Source organism: Enterococcus bulliens (assembly GCF_053761865.1).
In genome coordinates this window covers 41,221-59,890 of record NZ_JBSMXK010000005.1, presented here as the reverse complement: position 1 = coordinate 59,890, position 18,670 = coordinate 41,221, and the positions used below count along the sequence as shown (strand labels likewise).

16 protein-coding genes and 1 pseudogene are annotated in these 18,670 nt (G+C 38.5%); 5 read left to right on the top strand and 12 right to left on the bottom strand.

What is annotated here, in order from left to right; translation table 11 throughout:
- Positions 1 to 13: 13 nt before the first annotated feature.
- From glpK to ACWOEC_RS04015, 4 genes are all read right to left on the bottom strand, one after another.
- Positions 14 to 1,513 (bottom strand): glycerol kinase GlpK, encoded by a 1,500-nt coding sequence (glpK, locus tag ACWOEC_RS04030; protein ID WP_455306116.1) that lies wholly within the window; start codon positions 1,511 to 1,513, stop codon positions 14 to 16.
- A 163-nt stretch (positions 1,514 to 1,676) separates the two neighbouring features.
- On the bottom strand, positions 1,677 to 3,149 hold the full coding sequence (locus ACWOEC_RS04025) for a helix-turn-helix domain-containing protein (protein ID WP_455306114.1): 1,473 nt from the start codon (positions 3,147 to 3,149) through the stop codon (positions 1,677 to 1,679).
- A 19-nt stretch (positions 3,150 to 3,168) separates the two neighbouring features.
- Positions 3,169 to 4,401, bottom strand: a complete 1,233-nt coding sequence (locus ACWOEC_RS04020; RefSeq protein WP_455306113.1) for an FAD-dependent oxidoreductase — start codon at positions 4,399 to 4,401, stop codon at positions 3,169 to 3,171.
- A gap of 103 nt (positions 4,402 to 4,504) precedes the next feature.
- Positions 4,505 to 4,705: a cold-shock protein gene (locus ACWOEC_RS04015; protein ID WP_016184805.1), complete on the bottom strand. Its 201-nt coding sequence runs from the start codon at positions 4,703 to 4,705 to the stop codon at positions 4,505 to 4,507.
- A 548-nt stretch (positions 4,706 to 5,253) separates the two neighbouring features.
- Between ACWOEC_RS04015 and ACWOEC_RS04010 the strand changes: the two genes are divergently transcribed.
- Positions 5,254 to 6,105: a MurR/RpiR family transcriptional regulator gene (locus tag ACWOEC_RS04010; RefSeq protein WP_455306110.1), complete on the top strand. Its 852-nt coding sequence runs from the start codon at positions 5,254 to 5,256 to the stop codon at positions 6,103 to 6,105.
- Positions 6,106 to 6,236: 131 nt separating this feature from the next.
- Here ACWOEC_RS04010 and ACWOEC_RS04005 read toward each other — a convergent pair whose 3' ends face one another.
- Genes ACWOEC_RS04005 through anmK form a run of 4 tightly spaced genes read right to left on the bottom strand, consistent with a single transcriptional unit; the run spans position 6,237 to position 10,780 of the window.
- Complete coding sequence (locus ACWOEC_RS04005; protein WP_455306108.1) at positions 6,237 to 7,361, bottom strand: DUF871 domain-containing protein; 1,125 nt, start codon at positions 7,359 to 7,361, stop codon at positions 6,237 to 6,239.
- On the bottom strand, positions 7,358 to 8,257 hold the full coding sequence (locus ACWOEC_RS04000) for an N-acetylglucosamine kinase (RefSeq protein ID WP_455306106.1): 900 nt from the start codon (positions 8,255 to 8,257) through the stop codon (positions 7,358 to 7,360). Before ACWOEC_RS04000 ends, ACWOEC_RS04005 begins: the two co-directional genes overlap by 4 nt.
- Before the next feature lie 58 nt (positions 8,258 to 8,315).
- Positions 8,316 to 9,617, bottom strand: a complete 1,302-nt coding sequence (locus tag ACWOEC_RS03995) for a PTS sugar transporter subunit IIC (protein ID WP_297077197.1) — start codon at positions 9,615 to 9,617, stop codon at positions 8,316 to 8,318.
- A 17-nt stretch (positions 9,618 to 9,634) separates the two neighbouring features.
- Positions 9,635 to 10,780, bottom strand: coding sequence for an anhydro-N-acetylmuramic acid kinase AnmK (gene anmK / locus ACWOEC_RS03990; protein ID WP_455306104.1), 1,146 nt, complete (start codon positions 10,778 to 10,780; stop codon positions 9,635 to 9,637).
- A gap of 240 nt (positions 10,781 to 11,020) precedes the next feature.
- On the opposite strand from anmK, the gene ACWOEC_RS03985 reads away from it, so the two are divergent.
- Together ACWOEC_RS03985 and ACWOEC_RS03980 are read left to right on the top strand one after the other, a co-directional pair.
- Positions 11,021 to 11,830 (top strand): aldo/keto reductase family protein, encoded by an 810-nt coding sequence (locus ACWOEC_RS03985; protein WP_455306102.1) that lies wholly within the window; start codon positions 11,021 to 11,023, stop codon positions 11,828 to 11,830.
- A 189-nt stretch (positions 11,831 to 12,019) separates the two neighbouring features.
- Positions 12,020 to 13,111: a PTS transporter subunit IIC gene (locus ACWOEC_RS03980; protein WP_455306100.1), complete on the top strand. Its 1,092-nt coding sequence runs from the start codon at positions 12,020 to 12,022 to the stop codon at positions 13,109 to 13,111.
- 56 nt (positions 13,112 to 13,167) lie between these two features.
- On the opposite strand, the gene ACWOEC_RS03975 is transcribed toward ACWOEC_RS03980, so the two are convergent.
- From ACWOEC_RS03975 to ACWOEC_RS03965, 3 genes and pseudogenes are all read right to left on the bottom strand, one after another.
- Positions 13,168 to 14,109, bottom strand: coding sequence for a family 20 glycosylhydrolase (locus ACWOEC_RS03975; RefSeq protein WP_455306098.1), 942 nt, complete (start codon positions 14,107 to 14,109; stop codon positions 13,168 to 13,170).
- Complete coding sequence (locus tag ACWOEC_RS03970; protein WP_455306096.1) at positions 14,094 to 14,297, bottom strand: glycosyl hydrolase-related protein; 204 nt, start codon at positions 14,295 to 14,297, stop codon at positions 14,094 to 14,096. Before ACWOEC_RS03970 ends, ACWOEC_RS03975 begins: the two co-directional genes overlap by 16 nt.
- A 14-nt stretch (positions 14,298 to 14,311) precedes the next feature.
- Positions 14,312 to 14,608, bottom strand: a pseudogene (locus tag ACWOEC_RS03965) (sugar ABC transporter permease); the annotation flags it as partial.
- Between the two features lie 180 nt (positions 14,609 to 14,788).
- On the opposite strand from ACWOEC_RS03965, the gene ACWOEC_RS03960 reads away from it, so the two are divergent.
- Both ACWOEC_RS03960 and ACWOEC_RS03955 read left to right on the top strand, forming a co-directional pair.
- Positions 14,789 to 15,478 (top strand): YjjG family noncanonical pyrimidine nucleotidase, encoded by a 690-nt coding sequence (locus ACWOEC_RS03960; RefSeq protein WP_455306094.1) that lies wholly within the window; start codon positions 14,789 to 14,791, stop codon positions 15,476 to 15,478.
- Positions 15,479 to 15,565: 87 nt separating this feature from the next.
- The gene (locus ACWOEC_RS03955; RefSeq protein ID WP_455306092.1) at positions 15,566 to 16,768 is read left to right on the top strand and encodes an MFS transporter; all 1,203 of its coding nucleotides are present in this window, start codon (positions 15,566 to 15,568) and stop codon (positions 16,766 to 16,768) included.
- A 39-nt stretch (positions 16,769 to 16,807) separates the two neighbouring features.
- Here the strand turns inward: ACWOEC_RS03955 and ACWOEC_RS03950 are convergent, their stop codons facing one another.
- Positions 16,808 to 18,628 carry a monovalent cation:proton antiporter family protein gene (locus ACWOEC_RS03950; protein WP_455306090.1) on the bottom strand — a complete coding sequence of 607 codons (1,821 nt, stop codon included), beginning with the start codon at positions 18,626 to 18,628 and terminating at the stop codon, positions 16,808 to 16,810.
- Positions 18,629 to 18,670: the final 42 nt, after the last annotated feature.

Sequence of the window (18,670 nt, the reverse complement as noted above, 5' to 3'; positions counted from 1 at the left end):
GCCTACCATCTCCTTATGGTTTAAATGTCCGTGTTGCTGCAACCGCTTGTTTCCAACCGCTATATAGTTTTTGACGTTTTTCAGCTTCCATCTCTGGTTCAAATAGTTTTCCAGCTTCATAAAATTCACGGATTTCATCCGTATCTTTCCAATAACCTACAGCTAAACCAGCTAAAAAGGCAGCCCCTAAGGCAGTCGTTTCTAAATTGTGTGCACGTTGAATCGGCGTGTCTAAAATGTCTGATTGAAATTGCATCAAATAGCCATTATTAGCAGCACCACCATCGACTTTTAAGACTGGAATTTTGATATCAGTATCTGTTTGCATCGTATCGATAATATCTTTTACTTGATAAGCGATCGACTGAAGTGTGGCTTTAATGATATCGTTTTTGGTCGTACCACGAGTCAAACCAAACATCGCTCCACGTGCTTCTTGATCCCAATAGGGTGCACCTAGACCAACAAAGGCCGGTACGACATAAACTTCATCTTCATTTGTCGTGTGACGAGCAGCCTCTTCTGAATCGCTTGATTTTTCAACCATTTTTAAGCCATCGCGTAACCATTGGATCGAGGAACCGGCTACAAAGATACTTCCTTCTAGAGCGTAATACACTTTACCATTGATTCCATACCCAATCGTTGTCAGTAAATTATTTTCTGATAACTGCGGCGTTTCACCGGTATTCATCACAATAAATGATCCTGTTCCATAAGTATTCTTGACCATTCCTGGCTCAAATGCCATTTGACCAAATAAGGCTGCTTGTTGGTCACCTGCCATACCTGAAATCGGCACCTCGCTACCATAAAAATGGAATCCTTGGGTGTAGCCGTAAATTTCAGAATTAGAAACCGGTGTTGGCAACATTACTTTGGGAATATTTAATAGATCAAGAATTTCTTGATCCCACTCTAAATCATGTAAATTAAAGAGCATCGTACGACTAGCATTCGAATAATCGGTCACGTGGACGGAACCATCCGTTAGTTTCCAAGTCAACCACGAATCGATCGTTCCAAATAACAATTCGCCTTTTTCGGCACGTTCTTGCGCTCCTTCAACATGGTCTAAGATCCAACGTACTTTTGTTGCTGAAAAATACGCATCGATAATCAGTCCTGTTTTTTTATGGAAAAATTCACTATGTCCATCTTCTTTTAATTGATTGGCGATTCCAGCCGATTGTCTAGATTGCCAAACGATTGCATTATAGATCGGTTTTCCTGTTGTTTTATCCCAAACAACAGTTGTTTCACGTTGATTCGTGATCCCGATTCCAGCGATTTGTGAAGGCTTGATGCCTGACTCGATAAATGCCCCCGCAATCACAGACTGTACCGAATTCCAAATTTCATTTGCATTATGCTCGACCCAACCTTCATGTGGGAAATATTGAGTGAACTCTTTTTGTGAACTACCGATTTGTTGTCCTTTTTTATCGTAAATAATCGCTCGTGAACTTGTTGTTCCTTGGTCAATCGCCATGATGTAAGTTGCTTCTGTCATGTTTTCTTCCTCCTTAAAATGTAATCGTTTTCTTTTTTATATGATCATCTTACTGTAAATTCTACGTGATACACCATCAAAATAAAACGAATTTCATTATTTTTTGACAGTTTTAATAACTGACGTCATAAAAAAAGCCCCTGATTTGTTGAAATCAAGGGGTTTAACTGCGCTCTAAGCGGATCGTTTCGATGAGTTGACTAATTTTTTTTACATCGTAAGTCGAATCAAATTCCGATACAGCATACCAATGTTTGGGTTCTTGTACTAAATAACTCGGTCGTGGTCGCGGTGAAATCACGATGTCGAATTCTCGTCTCATTGAATAACGCTCGACCTCTACTCCCAACAACGGTTTTAATTCAATTTGAACAAGTTGAAAAAATAAAAAGCGATAGGCAGGTAGTTGTTCAAAATCAAGACCTACTCGGATCGGTCGTACACTAGAAAATTCGATCATCGCTAAAATACTCGCATAATTGACTAACAAAAAGTCTTGTAAGCTATTGTTCGGATGCTGTGTTGCTTCTAATTGTTCAAATACAATCGTCATCATTTTTTGTAAGAGTTGACTCTTACGATGACCCAATAAGCGTCGTTGGATCGTCAATAAATTTTCGCGCGCATACAATTCGATTTTCCCCATAAAAAAGTAGACTTCATGATTGACTTGTGCCAATTGATAGCCTAGCCGTTTTTCTAGAGCGATCGAAAACCGCTTTGGACGATAATCGATCAAAATCGTTTCACGCAAGTAAAGATCCAAACGCGCGGTCGGTAGACGTTTACTTCTAGATAGATCATACTGATAAAAATCCTCTTCACTTAACACTTCAAATGAAATCAAAAAAATATAAAACATGATCCCTTCGTACCTATCGTTCTCCACAGCCATCCGACTTAAATATAAACTAATGAAGTGATCCATTTTCAGATACCATTCATCTTTATAAAAGCTAGCAAATATTGTTTTAAGTCGCTGATACTCGATTTTTTTGGCTAACCACCTTTTTTGCGTGATATACCACCATAACGAAATTTTTTCTTGCTGGATTTTTGTAAATCGACATGTCAAACTTTGGGATAGGCCTTTTATGAAAGTTGCATAGTCTGGTAACGTTACTAAAGGTAAAGTGCAGTACGGCATCATCAAACTAAATAATTGATAGTATACGTAGCGAATTTGCAGTTCTTCTCCTTGTAATTCTCCATTTTTGATCTGGACCTGAAACTCTTTTAAAATTTGATTGAGTTCTTTTAATTTTCGAAAAGTTGTCGACTCACTCATTCCCAAATTGGCCATCAACTGGGTCGTCGTAAACGTTGGATGATTTAATGCGAACTGCAAAATTTGAAAATAACTACTTTTTTCAACTAAATTTATAATGACCATCTCTAAATTGACTGTTTCTGAAAAATCAAGTGCGATCGTCGTATCTAGATAACGCAAGTGATACTCTTTTGTTTGCTGTCCAAATTCGGCTAGTTCTTTTACGTATTGTTCAAAAGCTGTTTTTGATAATTTCGTGACTTCACGTAATGCAGTAAAAGAAATCTGTCCACCTGCTAAAACGATTGCACGCAACATTTGAACTTGGATTGCTTCCTTTTTTTCTAATAATGCATCGATTTGCATAAACTACTCCTTTAAAACATCACTGGTATGCTTTTTCTAATTCTTCTAGCCATTGATCCACGATCAGCGCCTGATCGACTGCGTCATACATCATTTGTTTGACTTGGTCCTTTAGATTTTGAGCAATCAACTGAACCCCTAATAATTGACGTGTCCGCTTTTGATAGATCACTTTGATCAATGTCGTCGTATCTAACTTAAAGGATTGGATCGCTACAGGATACGAGACAAAAATCGCTTCTTGTTCCAATAATCCTAAAGCCAAATAAGTCGTAGCAAAGAATTCACCTTCAAACGGACGAATACTTCCTGGATCTTTTTGTGTAAGGTGAACAAGATTGCGTGCGACAATGTATGCTGTGCGGCTTGCATTCTCTAAAGAAGAAATATAACATTCTTCACCGGTTGCCCGAAAGCGAACATGGATCGCATCTCCTATTGCAAAAACATCGGTTTGGCTCGTCTGTAAATAATCATCGACCCAAAGTGTTCCATCACTATTTTTTGCTAAATAACGAGTCACCTCTTGTTCTAGTGCGCGTGTATTGACCGCAACTAAAACTAGATCAACTACTTGTTCGCCTAGACTGGTATGCAAAAGATAGCCTTTTTCTGGATGGGGTAAAATACGTTCAACTGCGTCTGAAAAATGCATGTTTATTTGTTCGCTTTGTAAAAAACGAGTCAAAATCGGTGTCATGTCTGCGTCAAAATAACGAGCAAGTGGACGCTCATTGCGCTCATAAATGTGCAATTCTTTTTTCGTGTGCGCCAAAGAAGAAGCAAATGCAATCCCTAGTGCCCCAGCTCCTACGATCGCAATCGTTTGTGCAGCCTTGATTTTTTCAATTACCTCATCTTGTTCTTGCCACGATTTATACGACCAATACGTTGATAATTCTTTCGTCGTTCCAGCTAAACGTGAGCGCTGAGTGGAACCTGTTGCTAAAATCAGTTTATCAAATGATAGAGATTTTCCGCTAGCAAGTAAGATTTCATGGTCGCGTAACCGTTCACATTTCAGACCTAATAAAAGATCGATATGATACTCTTCGCTCAATATTTGTTCTTTAACGATCGGTGAGTGATCGACTACACGATCATTTGCTAACCCTTGAAATAGATTTTTAGGTAAATGGCCTAGAGTTTCTTTTTGCTCGATCAGTGTGATCGTAGCTTGTTTAAAGCGTGTTCGGCATTCGATAGCCGCATAAATACCAGAAATCGAACCCCCAATAATCACGATCTGCATAGTCTTAACTCCTTTTTTATTCATCATACCACAACTCATATCGCTAAAAAAGACGACAAAAAAAGAAGATCTCAAGAGATCTTCTTCGAAAGGTTTAATTAAATTAAGCTTTTACGATGTTTGTAGCTTGAGGTCCACGTTGGCCTTCTTCGATATCAAAAGTCACTGCTTGACCTTCTTCTAAAGTTTTGAAACCTTCGCCTTGGATTGCTGAGAAGTGTGCAAATACATCGTTGCCATCTTCAGCAGTGATGAAACCGAAACCTTTGTCTGCGTTAAACCATTTTACTGTACCGTTATTCATGAATATTTCCTCCAAAAATTACACCTATGTGTATTAAATTTGTAATGACGACAGACGTGTAAATCGAAGTGCATATCATTAAATACGATAAACAAATTTTCACATATCGAAGTATTACTTATTCAATGTATCACACTTTCTACTATAGTGCAACCTTTTCTTTTCTATAACAATTAAGTTAATCGGTTCCATTATCTTTTCATCAATCTTTTTCGTTTTTTTAGGTTATGAAAAAAAATGAAAACATCCGTTATTTTACATGTAATTACATGTAATCAACTCAAAAAATTTCTATATTTGTGAAAAAAGTTCTATAATTTTTGAGTATTTTTTATATAAATTCACAACCTACTGCTATCAAACTTTTACCATATTTAAACTTTCATTTTTCTTTCTAGTTACGAAATTTTTAGACATATTTTGTGTTTTAATAATCAATCACATGTTATTTAACTTCATTTAAATAACCAGTTAAATTTATTTATCAGATTATCTTTAGATTTTACGCTATGTTATAATAAGAATAATGCTTAGAATGGAGAATACTTATGAGTGTATTTCTTAGAATGGAGAGTTTCCAAAAGACTCTTTCAACTTCAGAAGAGAAAATTTATGACTTTGTTTTATCACATCCTGATCAAGTTGTCAAAATGACAGCTAAAGAAATTGCCGATGCTTCTGGTGTGAGTGCACCAACTGTGGTGCGTTTTTCAAAAAAAATCGGTTACGATAGCCTAACTGACTTTAAAATCCAACTATCTACTGAATTGCAAACCAATAAATTACAAACCAATAATTATAATGATGTCGATCCGACTGATTCTTTTTATTCTATCAAAGAAAAAATCAGTGCCAACGCCCAAGTAAGTTTAAGTGAAACCACTAATTTATTAGATGAATCGGCATTTTCTAAAGCCATTACTTTACTCGAACATGCGCAAGTCATTTTTTCTTTTGGTGTGGGGGCCTCAGCGCTTAGTGCACAAGATATCGTCCACAAATGGTCACGAATTGGGAAAGTCGTGCGACAAGAACACGATCTTCACATCCTTTTGCCACAGTTGATCAATTGTAAGCAAAAAGCTGTTTTAATTTTGGTTTCCAATTCCGGTAAAACTCCTGAATTGCTTTATCTAGCGCAAGCGGCACAAAATGCTCGTATTCCAATGATTACGTTAACTCAATTTGGCCCAAATCCACTTGCTGATTTTGCAACAGTAAGCTTGCAAACTGCACGCCCAACTGAGTCGATCAATCGAAGTGCAGCTACGACTTCCCTTTTATCCCAATTTTTAGTTATCGATACATTGTTTTATTTATTTATCAGTCAATATACTCATTATCAAGAAGCGATCGCTACGAGTCGTCAATTGATTACTGACTTTAACCAATCGCATTAAAAAAGAGAGTGTGACAGAAGTTTGTCACACTCTCCAAAAGTCGAATAAACGGTGTTCCAACAGTAGTTCCTTCGAAAAACAAGCCACATCATTACCGAAATAGATGAATCTATTATCGGTAATGATGTGGCTTATTTCTTAGAGCTGCCCACTTTTGTCACAACCTCTTTTTTTGGCATCAAGCAAAATTTCGTCCATGGTTTCATAAAATCAAGCAATATTTGCTCTTCTTTTGGAATATAGGCTACTTGATTTTTACGGGTATCTTCATGAGGAGTCAACGCGATTTGCAATTCATTCTTGTATTGACCAAACGTATCATTGCCAATCAAGATCGCACCACGTTCAAATAGATGGGTATTATCTTGTGGTGGATTGTCTTCTTGTTTATACATCACACGTACTTGCGTCGAACGAACGACCAAAGCATTGCTATCCCCTCTACGATAATGATTCATATCTTCTACTATTTTTGTTTCTAATTCATTCCAATTATGTGTAGCCACGACACCGATCGTAAGTTTATAACGATCGATAGCCGCCATCTCACGTAGTTCTTCTTCGCTTGCATAAGCATTTCCAATGATCACGGTATCGATAACATTGGTCGCAAATAAAATGCGAGCTTGTAATTCCATCGGCAAATGACGGCATAACTCTAGTGTCGGTAAGCCATCTGATACTTCCCATGGTCCCATTGTTGCTGTTTGGCTAGTCACAAATGCAGCTGTTTTTAATCCAAATTTCTTAAAGCGTTCACTACATTTCATAAAGAAATCAAATTCCAATGCGGTTCCTTCTTGTGGATAAAAATTGTGACAGCCATATAAAAATGGAAGATTCGGCTGGTAAGAAACAATGTTTTCAAGATAGGCCACATCGTTACTCATATTCAACTCGATTGCAAGTTGATAATGATTATAACTGATCAACGATTCTTTATTGCCATCGAATCCTTGATCCAGGCGAATCCCATCTGCACCTAATTCATGAAAAAAGGTTAGATCATCATAAGAAATATTTAGTTCATTGAAAATACGTGGTGAAACATCTAGGATCGTCTCAAACCCTAATTGCTTCGCGAAATAAATAATCTCAGAAAATTTTTGTTGGACTTTTTCTTTTCCTTCAGTGACTTCTAACATACTCATGAACAAGCGTTTATACCCTAATGATGCGGCTAGTGTTAAATATTCTTGATCTTTTTTAGGATCGCTATGATCTGGATAGATCGAAATTCCAATTTCTCGTTTCATTGTGTTTGCTCCTTCTCGTTATAAAATAAGCGCCAAGCTGCGAATGTACTTGGATAATCTTTAGTTGTCTGTAGTACGTAATGACTGTATTTCATGATCGTTTCTTGGACCAGTGGATTTTTTTCGATCACACTTCCATTAAAAGCACAGGGCAGTGGCTGTTGTAATTGCCAATTCTGTGCTCCCCATCGATTGATCAAGTGACTAAGCTCTTTGCCCGCTTGAATCAATACTGACCGACAATACGAAAATTGCTCTTGATGTTCTCCGATGAATTGCGCCGCTTTCGCAATCTCTTTACGTTCGCTTTGATAGAACATGCGGATGGCATCTTCAGCACACGATACATTCAACCAGTCTAAAAATGCTTGTTGCCACTCATTCAAGGGCTGATTTGTATCGATCGTATTTGTCAATTCACGGTAAAGACCCACCGCTAAATCGTAACCACTTCCCTTGTCACCTAAGATCGGTCCCCAACCACCGATTTTACTCCATTGTTGCTTGTACCCAACTGCAACTGAACCCGTTCCTGCAATCACTAATAGACCTGAAGTTCGACCGATTTTTGCGATATAAGCTAATTGCGCATCGTTATACAATTCGATCGGCGTTGTTGCAGAATAGGGCATCTTCTCTTTTAGCTGTGCAGCAAGTTCGCTTTGATTTCCTGCTGCACTGAGTCCAGCTAAACCAATCACGATACCATCACACGCATCACCAAGTTGCTGTTTGACTTGCTCAAGTGCTTGGATGAGTTCATTGACTGTTTGTTCTTTAAAAAGCAAGCAATTGCCAGGTCCAACTTGAAATTCTAAACAACATGTTCGATCTTTTCTGTAGACTCTGACTTTAGTCGCTGTTCCTCCGCTATCGATTCCAATAACATAATTCATCAGATCACCTATTTCTAAAAGCCAAGAAAGAAACTTTCTTGGCTTTTTGGTTTTCATATTAAGCTTGCGTTGTCGCCATTTCTTTTTCTTTATCCAATTCATTTTTATCATAGATCGCTACAAACGGATAGTAGATGATGATCGATAAAATAATCAATAAGACGTTTAAGACGATCGCGCGCCAGTCACCACCGGTAGCTAAAAACGCGCCAATTGGTCCAGGTAGCGTCCACGGTGCATTGACACTAACTTCATTTACTAATCCTAATGACGTCACCGTCCAAGCGATGATTCCATTTACGATCGGTGCAATAATAAATGGCGGGATCAAGATTGGGTTTAACACGATCGGTGTTCCAAAAATCAATGGTTCATTGATATTGAAAATCGCTGGGATCAATGCTGTTTTTCCTAAAGTCGAGCCATATTTTGATTTCGTTCTAAAAGCAAGTAAGATAGCTAATCCAATCGTAGAACCTGCACCACCGATCCAGATGAACCATTGGTAAAACGGCTCTGCTGCAATATGTGGTAAAGCTGTTCCATTGGCTACAGCAGTGGTATTTCCTTCAAGTAGTTGCAACCATAATGGTCGAGCTAGTGAACCTACGATAGAAGCACCATGGATCCCGAATGACCAGAAGAAAGTCGTCAAGAATACAATAAAGATCACACTTGGTAATGAATCGGCAGCTTTTACTAATGGACTCACGATCGTTGACACTAATGTATGCCAATCAAATCCTAAGAAGTATGTGATTGTCCCCATACCCAAAATAATGATCAACGTTGGAGTTAGAGCTTCAAATGAACGTGCCACAGCAGGTGGTACTTGGTCGGGCATGGTGATCTTGAATTTTGATTTGTCTGTAAAACGATAAATCTCCACTGCGATAATCGAAGTGATGATCGCCACAAACATTCCGCCACCACCTAAGTTAGCCATTGGCAATACAAATCCTGTAACACCGGCTGCATCTTGTGCTTCAGCTGGAATATTGACTGGAGTAAAGGTTAGTAAAAAGGCCGTTGTCGCTAAAATCCCACCAGATAATCCATCTAGCTTATACGATTTTGCTAAACTATGACCAATCCCAAACGCTGCATACAAACTCATCACGTACATCGTCATTCGATAAGGCAATAAGATCGTCGCTGCATTATTGGACAGAAATTGCGTGATTCCCCAACTTTGCGGTAACGGTGGAAAAGCAATGATCATAAAGAATGATGATACGATGATCAACGGTAAAGTCGCAATGATTCCATCACGTAAAGCGCGTAGATGACGTTGATTGGCTAGTTTTTCCATCGGTCCAGCCAAGTGTTGTTCTACAAAAGCAGTAAACTTGTCTAACATAATAGTATCCTCTCTTTCTAGTTATAAGGGCAAGGTGTAACTTTTCCTAAAATCACTGGTCTTTTGGCACCTGTCACTGAACAAAAATTACTTGGTTGTCCCGTTAAGGTCGCATAACCTAATAAAGCAAATGCTACAGCTTCTTTTGAGTCACTGGAATACCCAAGTTCCTCTTGTGTTTTGATCGAACAATCGATGAGATAATGTTGAAGTCGTTCGCGCAAGAACGTATTATGCGTTCCACCACCAGCTAAAATAATTTCAATTTCTTCTTTAGGGTACTTTGGAAAAACAAATCGTTGGTAATGAAGCGTAATACTATAAGCTGTAAAATCAGTTAATGTATAGATCAAATCTTCTGGTGGATACTCACCATAAGTAGCGAGTAAAGTTTTAACAAATTCCGCGCCAAATTGCTCTCTTCCTGTTGATTTAGGGGGCTGCATCGCTAAGTACGGGTGCTGTTGTAACCGTTGGGATAATTCTGGGATCGCTTTACCACTTCGCGCAACATTCCCATCGACATCATAGGGAACCTGATAAAAATGTTCCATTAATGCATCAACTACCATATTGCCAGGCCCAGTATCAAAGGCGATCACGTCTTCTACTGTTTGATGTTTAGGCAATACCGTGACATTGCCGATACCACCAATATTTTGCAGCAATCGTGTATAGTTTTCAGAACGATAAAGTAAATACTCTGCATATGGAACCAAAGGAGCTCCTTCTCCTCCTGCTGCGAGATCCATCACTCGAAAATTATCGATAACTTGTGTCTTTAAACCGTACGCAATCATCGCAGATTCTCCAATTTGAAACGTGCTACTATATGCTCCAGTCTTAGCCATCGGATCATGCCAAATCGTTTGTCCATGACTTGCAACAAAATCTAGATCTCGTTCGGAACGATTTGCTAGTTTCAACACACTTTGACAAGCTTTTAAACTTAAATCACCTAATTCCATATTAAGTGAACTAATCAAAGGCGTCGTTGAGACTTTTGGATCGCAAGCTTGCTTGATACGACTTTTAGTCTCTTTAGAAAATGTTTGTGTAAAAAATGCGAGTTCTTTGACACGAAACGGATCTTCTTCAAGTTCCACTAAAACGGCATCTATACCATCTAGGCTCGTACCAGACATCAAGCCGATTGCTAACATCGTCTTCCCTCCTTTAAGATAACGTTATCATTTTTTAAAATGATGCAAACAACAAAAGAAGCTTATTTTGTTGTTTGGCCCTCATTTATTGTTGGGTTTAGTATAGCATATGCATCTTTCTTTTACAACGATATTTCATAATATTTTTTAAATAAAAGAAATAGCATTTCATAATAAACAAATTTCTCCTTTGTTTTGTCTTTTTTTGCTACACTAGAACTAATCAAAGGAGGGAATCAAATGGACTATTTTACATTAAACACAGGCATTCTTATTCCGGTTATCGGAAGTGGGACGAACACTTTTGGTAAAGTCGATCATCAATATATGGGCGATATCAATGATGATACTAGTGAAATTTTAGACGCGATCAACCTCGGGTACCGCCATTTTGATACTGCGATCATGTATCGTAATGAAACAGTCGTTGGCCAAGCACTCAAAGAATCTGGTTTACCTCGAGAAGATTTTTTTATTACCTCTAAAATTCCGGGTGAAGCACAATACTATCAAGACGAACAAGCTGTACATCAAGGTGTCAAACAAAGCCTTTCAGCCTTGGACACTGACTATATCGACCTGTATTTGATTCATCACCCTTGGGAAGATAGCAAGCAGATCCAAATGATGTGGCAAGTGCTTGAATCGTATGTCGACCAAGGAACTTTAAAAGCGATCGGTGTATCCAACTTCTCACCAGAGCAACTAACTGATCTGATTGCACACAGTCATATCAAACCTGCTGTGAACCAAATCGAATCACATCCTGGAAAATGGAACCAGTCATGGATCGATTTTTGTCACGAACACGATGTGATCCCGGAAGCTTGGGGACCATTGACACGTGTTAGCGATGAAGCAAAACATGCTTTATCCACTATCGGTGATTATTATGGTAAAACATGGGCTCAAGTGATTTTACGCTATCAGCTAGATCAGCACGTCGTCGTGATTCCAAAATCACATCACCATGGTCGCCAAAAACAAAATCTTGAGTTATTTGATTTTGAACTAAGTGATCATGATCGAAAAATCATTGCCACGCTATAAAGACAGTATCTCCCTTTGCTTGATGCAATAGGAGTTTTTTATTGTATTCATTTTTATCTTTTGTCAACTTAAAAAAAATTTAATTTTTTTTGGAAAAAATGGTTGAAACTTTCATTTTTTTACGATAGAATCAATTCAAATTTAATTGTCTGAAAATTTAGAATCTACAGAATCTTAGGAGGATTTAATATGGAAGCTAGTGCAACCAAAAAGATGACGAAAAAAGAAATCGTCAAAGATCATGTTTACAAAGTCTCAGCAGGAATCTCAAATGCGGTGTTAGTAACCTTAGGAATTGGGTTATTATTTGAAACGATTGGAAAATTCACCGGGATTACTGAGATTACGCAGATTGGTACACTAGCAAAATTATTATTAGCTCCTGCATTTGGTGCTGGAATCGCCTATCAATTAGGTACCAATACATTAGTTGTCTTTAGCTCGATGATTGCATCAACAGTCGGCGCGAACTCTGTCTTTTTCACACAAGGAACCATTGAAAGTATCACGATCACAGGTCATGCGGTGGCTCAAGCTGCCGGTGGTGGAATCTTTACGACGGGTCAACCAATCAGCGCGGTATTAGCTGGATTGATTGCAGCGCTTGTCGGAAAATGGTTGACTGGAAAAACACCGTTGGATATGATTTTAGTCCCATTTGGTAGTTTGCTTGTCGGTGGTGTCAGCGGTGTGTTACTGGCTTACATCACGACTCCGCTTTTATTAGAATTAAGCCAAATGATTGCCAGTACCGTTAATTACTCACCTGTATTTGGGTCAATGGCCGTAGCTTTAGCTTGGAGCATTCTTTTGATGACCCCTGCTTCTTCTGCTGCACTAGCTATCGCGTTACAACTTGATCCGGTATCTTCTGCAGCTGCTTTGATTGGATGTACGTGTCAGTTTGTCGGCTTTACGGTGATGAGTTTCCAAGAAAACAAAATCGGCGCAAACATCGCACAAGGGTTGATCACACCAAAAGTTCAATTTGCTAACTTGACCCTACATCCTCAAATGGTGATTCCACCATTCGTCGCAGCGATCATCTGTGCACCAATCGCTACTGTAGGCTTTCAATTCCAAACTAGTTTTGAACTAGCAGGTCTAGGGTTAAATTCATTGATTGCTCCATTAAATCTATGGGCAACAGATCCTCGTTCATTTGTGATCTATTTAATAGTAGGTATTCTCCTTCCTGCAATCATCACGTATGGTCTGTATTTTGTAATGGTACGTATGGGTTCAGCAAAACGTGGTTATCTAAAGATCGAAGTCCAATAATCTTAAAAGTAAAAAATGACTGTTCGAAAAGTATCCAAACTTTTCAAACAGTCGTTTTATTTTTTTGCTAATTCGTGAAGTAACGGTGTAATCTGTTGTAAAACTTGTTCTTGTGTCAAGGCTTCTGGCCGATCGCCCCAGATTGAAAAATAGACTCCAGCAGGTGACGTGGTCAGCTTTTGATTTTGAGCAAAAGTTTGCGGTGTAAATGCTTGTAGCCGTTCAATCGTTGGATAGTTATATCCAGCAGCCTCACCTAATACGAAGTACAATGCATTATCGTTATAATTGAACACCCGGTGCCCTTTATCTAAAAATGTTTCGACCGGCGCCATCTCAGCTTGCCAACGAGTCCAATAAGCAATTTCGATCGATGGCTTTAATAAACAGTCGGTATCCTCGCGGTAACAACCATCGTTCCAAATACGAGCTACCTTCCCCTGTTTTTCTACAAATCGAGCCAACGTATTCAAATAGTCGACTTGTCTTTTGTTGGATACTTTTTCTTGTATTGTAGATGGAAGTGATGCCAAGTTCGTCCAATCGACGACTTCGTCTCCACCAAGATGAACGATCGGACTGGCATCAAATAATTCCATAATTTCAGTTAACAACTTTTTGACATGTTCTACAAAATCCGGATGCGTCACGTCAGCTGCATGTGCTAACGGAATCATGGATGTAGTCTCTTCACTTAAACGGTATTGCGGGTAGACAGTCAAAAAGTGTCGCAAATGGCCCGGACTATCAAATTCTGGAATGATCGTGATTTTTCGCGCGCGTGCAAATTCTTGAAACTGCTGAATCTCGTGTTTGGTATAGTGTTTAGCAGAAACTAATTTTTTACATACATTACTTTCGATGCGATACCCTTCATTATCTGAAAAATGAAGTTGTAAATGCGTACACTTTGTTTGTCCCATTAGTTCTAGCAAAGAAAAGATAAAGTCGGGTGTATACCATTTACGTGCACAATCCAAGACTACTCCTCGTCGCATACGCTGTGATCCGTTTTGGTAATGATTTGATACGGTTGTAATAATGGACTGCACTCAATTGGTTGTTCTAGCACATTCAGTGATTGCTCCAATTTAGTCGTTTGTGTTTCAATCGTATACGCAACGGCTTGATCACTCAAATTATACCCTCGTACAATCAACGCTTGATCGTTTCTGCGTCTTTTCACTGCTGTTACTTCTAGTAAAGGTTAAATGCTAAAAATACAATATTATATAAAATCGTATTTCGTGTGATCAACCAAGCATCAGAAGATGAGAATAAAAATTTAAAATTCTCAAAACCGACCCAATCACTATGCCTTAGACTGTCGATAAATCCATTTGGTGAAATCCGAAAATCTTTAAATGCCACGATATTGGCAAATACTGGAATGTAGAAGAAAAAGATAAACCAGACGAATCCTGGCAGGGCCATTAGAAGCAATGCTTTATAGTGCCACATGTTTTGCCAAAAGCCAGCCTTTTTTTTCTTTTTCATATTGTCATCTCCTCTCACAAAGAATCATAACGCTTTCAAAACAAAAATAGAATAAACAAATTTAATCTATCCTTAAACAAAATAAAGATTATTATGCTATAGTGCATAGTAATCAAGAATAACTTCGTTTACACTAAATAAAGTTTCCCAAATGATCTATTCTAGAAAGGAAGAAGCAACATGAACAAACAGATTTTGATTTTTGATTTGGACGATACACTTTTAGATTTTAAAACAGGAGAAGCAATCGGATTAAAACGGGTATTTGATCATTTTAAAACAGCAGCACTCGATTATGAAACTTGGTTTACTCAGTATCAAGAAATCAATCAATTGACCTGGAAAAAAATCGAACAAGGAATGACTCCTCAACCCCTATTGGATCGACGTTTTTCCGATACTTTCGCTTACTTTGATCAAAAAACAGACGGCATACAAGCCGAACAATTTTATCGCCAACAACTCGATCAAAACGATGCCTTGATCCCTGGGGCGAAAACACTTGTCAAACGCTTGGTCGAAAACGGCTATCGCTTAGTTGCAGGAACCAATGGAAAAACAGCGACTCAGTACAATCGGTTAGAGCTGACCGGATTGACTGCTTACTTTGAACACATCGTAATCTCTGATGAAATCGGTGTAGCAAAACCTAGTCCCGATTTTTTTCAACATATCTTTGCACTTTATCCAGATTTGATGCGTGATGATTTTTTGATGATCGGAGATTCCTTGCGCTCAGATATTTTAGGTGCCCAACAAGCTCTGATCGACAGCATCTGGATCTGTCCTACGCCGCAACACACTGGTGCGATTTTACCTACGTATACTGTCCGTTCACTTGTTGAATTAGAACAGTTACTTCTTGCATAATTGAAAGAAAAATCAAAAACAGTTTTCAGGAATTTTTTCATAATTTGCGTTAAGATAGAGGTATCCTAGATTCGAGGAGGAATCTTTTTGTATCGACTCAAACATCTGTCTATGTGGCAGAAAAATCTACTCGTTTTGTGGTTCGGAGTCTTTATGACCGGTATCGGGATGAGTGAGATCATGCCCTTTCTCTCCCTGTATATCGATGAACTTGGAAATTTCAGCCAGGCGCAATTGTCGTTTTATAGTAGCTTAGTTTTTGCTGCAGCCTTTTTAGTTATGGCGATCGTTTCACCATTTTGGGGACGATTAGCTGATAAAAAAGGACGAAAACTGATGTTGCTACGTTCTGCATTAGGTATGGCGATCGTCTTCTTTAGTATGGGATTTGTCACAAACGTTTGGCAATTGCTCTTACTTAGAGCTCTCCAAGGTGCTTTTGGTGGATTTACTTCTAATTCAAATGCTTTAATTGCTGTCCAAGCACCGCGTGAAAAATCTGGACAAGCTTTAAGTATTTTAGTTACCGGTGCAACTGCTGGAACACTTCTAGGACCACTGATCGGTGGAACACTTGCAAGTCTCTTTGGCTATCGATTGTCTTTTCACATTACTGGAATCATCATGTTCTTCGTCTTTTTATTGACATTGTTTTTTGTAAAAGAAGATGCTGTCACTAAAAAAATTGAAGAAACCGTGGTCATCGAAAAGCCAAAGCTATCGTTAAAAATGGTGATCAGTCAAAAAATCATTCTGGCTTTATTTATTACCACACTAAGCGTACAACTCGTCAATATGGCGATCAATCCGATTTTAAGTCTGTATGTTAAAGAGTTATTAAATGGTCATCAATCCGTCACTTTCATTGCTGGGATCGTAGCAGCAATGCCTGGAATCTCCACGATGATCGCTGCTCCTTTATTTGGTCGTTTAGGTGATCGGATCGGAACGAATAAAGTTCTGATTTTTGGTTTTGGACTAGCTGCTGTGACCTTTTTACTAACGAGTTTCACACAAAATGTTACGCAATTGATGTTGTTACGTTTCTTGACTGGAATTTCTGATGCGGCGCTTTTCCCATCGATCCAAAGTTTACTAACCAAAAATACCGCAAAAGAAAACACCAGTCTGATTTTTTCTTATAATCAAAGTTTCCAATCGATTGGTAGTGTAATTGGACCGTTGATAGGTGCTCTGATCGCCAATCTTTTCGATTATCCAGCGATTTTTGTATTTTGTAGTCTATTGATGGTCGTAAACTTCTTTGTACTAAAAAAACAACAAACCTAAAAAAACTTGGGCGAGTATCCCTACTCACCCAAGTTTTTTTTAATTTCGTATACTTAATTTGCTTCTCAAAGCACCGACTGTCTGTTTGTTTCCAGTAAAGATCAAATGATCCCCATATTCGATGATCGTATCCCCTCGTGGCGCTATAAATTCACCATAGCGATAGATCCGACTGATTGTGATTTCTTCAATCAATGGCATATGCTTTAAGGCGATACCTGTGTAGCGACGGTTGCTTACAGTCACTTCATATAAACCAGACTCTGTATCATTTAACATTTTTAAAGTCGACGGAGAATCGATCATTTCTCGCAATAAACTAATATTGACATCAAACGTATTAAATAATTCCACACCTTGTGCTTTTAATTTATCGTATCGTGTATTTTCCAGATCATGCGACTCAAAACGAACAATGATCCTTGGAACATTGTATTTCAACGCCACTTTAGCAACTTGATAATTGATCTCTGGGTCACGGTAAGCTAACACTAATACTTCAGCATCAAATACCTGATGTTTCGCAAGCGTGTCTTCAGATAGATCTTCTAGTAGACTCACATGATCTAAGGCATTGTGGAAGGTTTGGTAGTTTTGTTCATCATCTGTTACCATGCGAATATCATACCAGCCTTTAGATAGTTGTTGTGCCACAGGGATAGTCAATACATTTAACCCTACGATTTGTAAGATCGTATTTTGGACTTCTTCGATTTCTGGTCGATACAATTTATTAAAAATGATCGGCGAGAAAATACAGCTCAACACAGCGGCTAGCGTAAATGCTCCGGCCTGTTGATGCGTGATTTGATTTAACGAAACGGCAACTTCTAATGTTGGCAACACAAGCGTGATCGTCGTCGCTGATAAAAAGACACTGGCTAAAGCGTTCGCACGCTGAAACTGTTTACGAAAGACAAAGAACAAGCCCGCTTTTGCTAGCATAAACCCAACAAATAATAAAGGAATCAAAACCATCGAATTAGGATCAGACAATAAGCTACGTAATTCTAGATTCGCACCGGTCATAATAAAGAAGATCGGTATGAAAAAGCCATATCCGATCGAAGTCAACTTTTCTTGTGTTGCTTCACTTGGACTCAATAATTTCATCACGATCCCCGCTAAAAAGGCGCCTAAAATATTTTCAGCACCCACTGTTTCTGCGACAGTGACTAGCGTAAAGACGATGAAAAATGCAAGACGAATATCTAACTGTGTCGTTGCTTTATTGATTCGTTCAAAAAAGTGATAAATTCCACGAAATCGCATCAATAATACAATTGCTACTAAAAAGATGATTAAAATCAACCAAATTTGATTCGCATCGCCCCCATTTAACGCAGCATATACAGATAATGCAAGTAGTGGAATGACTTCACCCAATACTGCTACCAATAACAACGTTTGTCCGTAAGGCTTACTTAGCAATTCTTTTTCTTTTAACGCTGCGATCACGACACCCAATGCGATCGTGGAAAATAAAATCGTCGCAATCACGATATTATCAAATAATCCGCTCACAGCTAGTCCCCAACTGAGCAAACCAGAAAACAATACAATCATTACAAAGGATAAGATCGCGGTTTTCAGTGGGGAGCCTTCTGCTTTTTGATCTCCTTTTTTACTCTTGAATAATTCAAAATCGATTTCCATACCAGATAAGAAAATCAAGATGATCACACCTAATCCGGATAACATCGTTAAACTATCGCTGTCGCCGATCAACGATAGACCGGTCTTTCCAATAATGATCCCGATAACAATTTCAGCAATCGCTGTGGGCACTGCAGTAATGTTAAACCGTGCCATCAAAAGGGGAATCATCAATGCTGCAAATAATACAATTAATAATGACATACTTTCACCTACAATTTACGTTTTCATTTAGTACATGTCGTC

Coding starts and splice junctions, on each gene's coding strand:
- ACWOEC_RS04005 (WP_455306108.1), bottom strand. CDS start 7,361: ATGAAACGAGAAATTGGAATTTCGATCTATCCAGATCATAGCGATCCT.
- ACWOEC_RS03985 (WP_455306102.1), top strand. CDS start 11,021: ATGGACTATTTTACATTAAACACAGGCATTCTTATTCCGGTTATCGGA.
- ACWOEC_RS04020 (WP_455306113.1), bottom strand. CDS start 4,401: ATGCAGATCGTGATTATTGGGGGTTCGATTTCTGGTATTTATGCGGCT.
- ACWOEC_RS04025 (WP_455306114.1), bottom strand. CDS start 3,149: ATGCAAATCGATGCATTATTAGAAAAAAAGGAAGCAATCCAAGTTCAA.
- ACWOEC_RS03995 (WP_297077197.1), bottom strand. CDS start 9,617: ATGTTAGACAAGTTTACTGCTTTTGTAGAACAACACTTGGCTGGACCG.
- ACWOEC_RS03950 (WP_455306090.1), bottom strand. CDS start 18,628: ATGTCATTATTAATTGTATTATTTGCAGCATTGATGATTCCCCTTTTG.
- ACWOEC_RS03975 (WP_455306098.1), bottom strand. CDS start 14,109: ATGCGACGAGGAGTAGTCTTGGATTGTGCACGTAAATGGTATACACCC.
- ACWOEC_RS04010 (WP_455306110.1), top strand. CDS start 5,254: ATGAGTGTATTTCTTAGAATGGAGAGTTTCCAAAAGACTCTTTCAACT.
- glpK (WP_455306116.1), bottom strand. CDS start 1,513: ATGACAGAAGCAACTTACATCATGGCGATTGACCAAGGAACAACAAGT.
- ACWOEC_RS04000 (WP_455306106.1), bottom strand. CDS start 8,257: ATGAATTATGTTATTGGAATCGATAGCGGAGGAACAGCGACTAAAGTC.
- ACWOEC_RS03960 (WP_455306094.1), top strand. CDS start 14,789: ATGAACAAACAGATTTTGATTTTTGATTTGGACGATACACTTTTAGAT.
- ACWOEC_RS03980 (WP_455306100.1), top strand. CDS start 12,020: ATGGAAGCTAGTGCAACCAAAAAGATGACGAAAAAAGAAATCGTCAAA.
- anmK (WP_455306104.1), bottom strand. CDS start 10,780: ATGTTAGCAATCGGCTTGATGTCTGGTACGAGCCTAGATGGTATAGAT.
- ACWOEC_RS04015 (WP_016184805.1), bottom strand. CDS start 4,705: ATGAATAACGGTACAGTAAAATGGTTTAACGCAGACAAAGGTTTCGGT.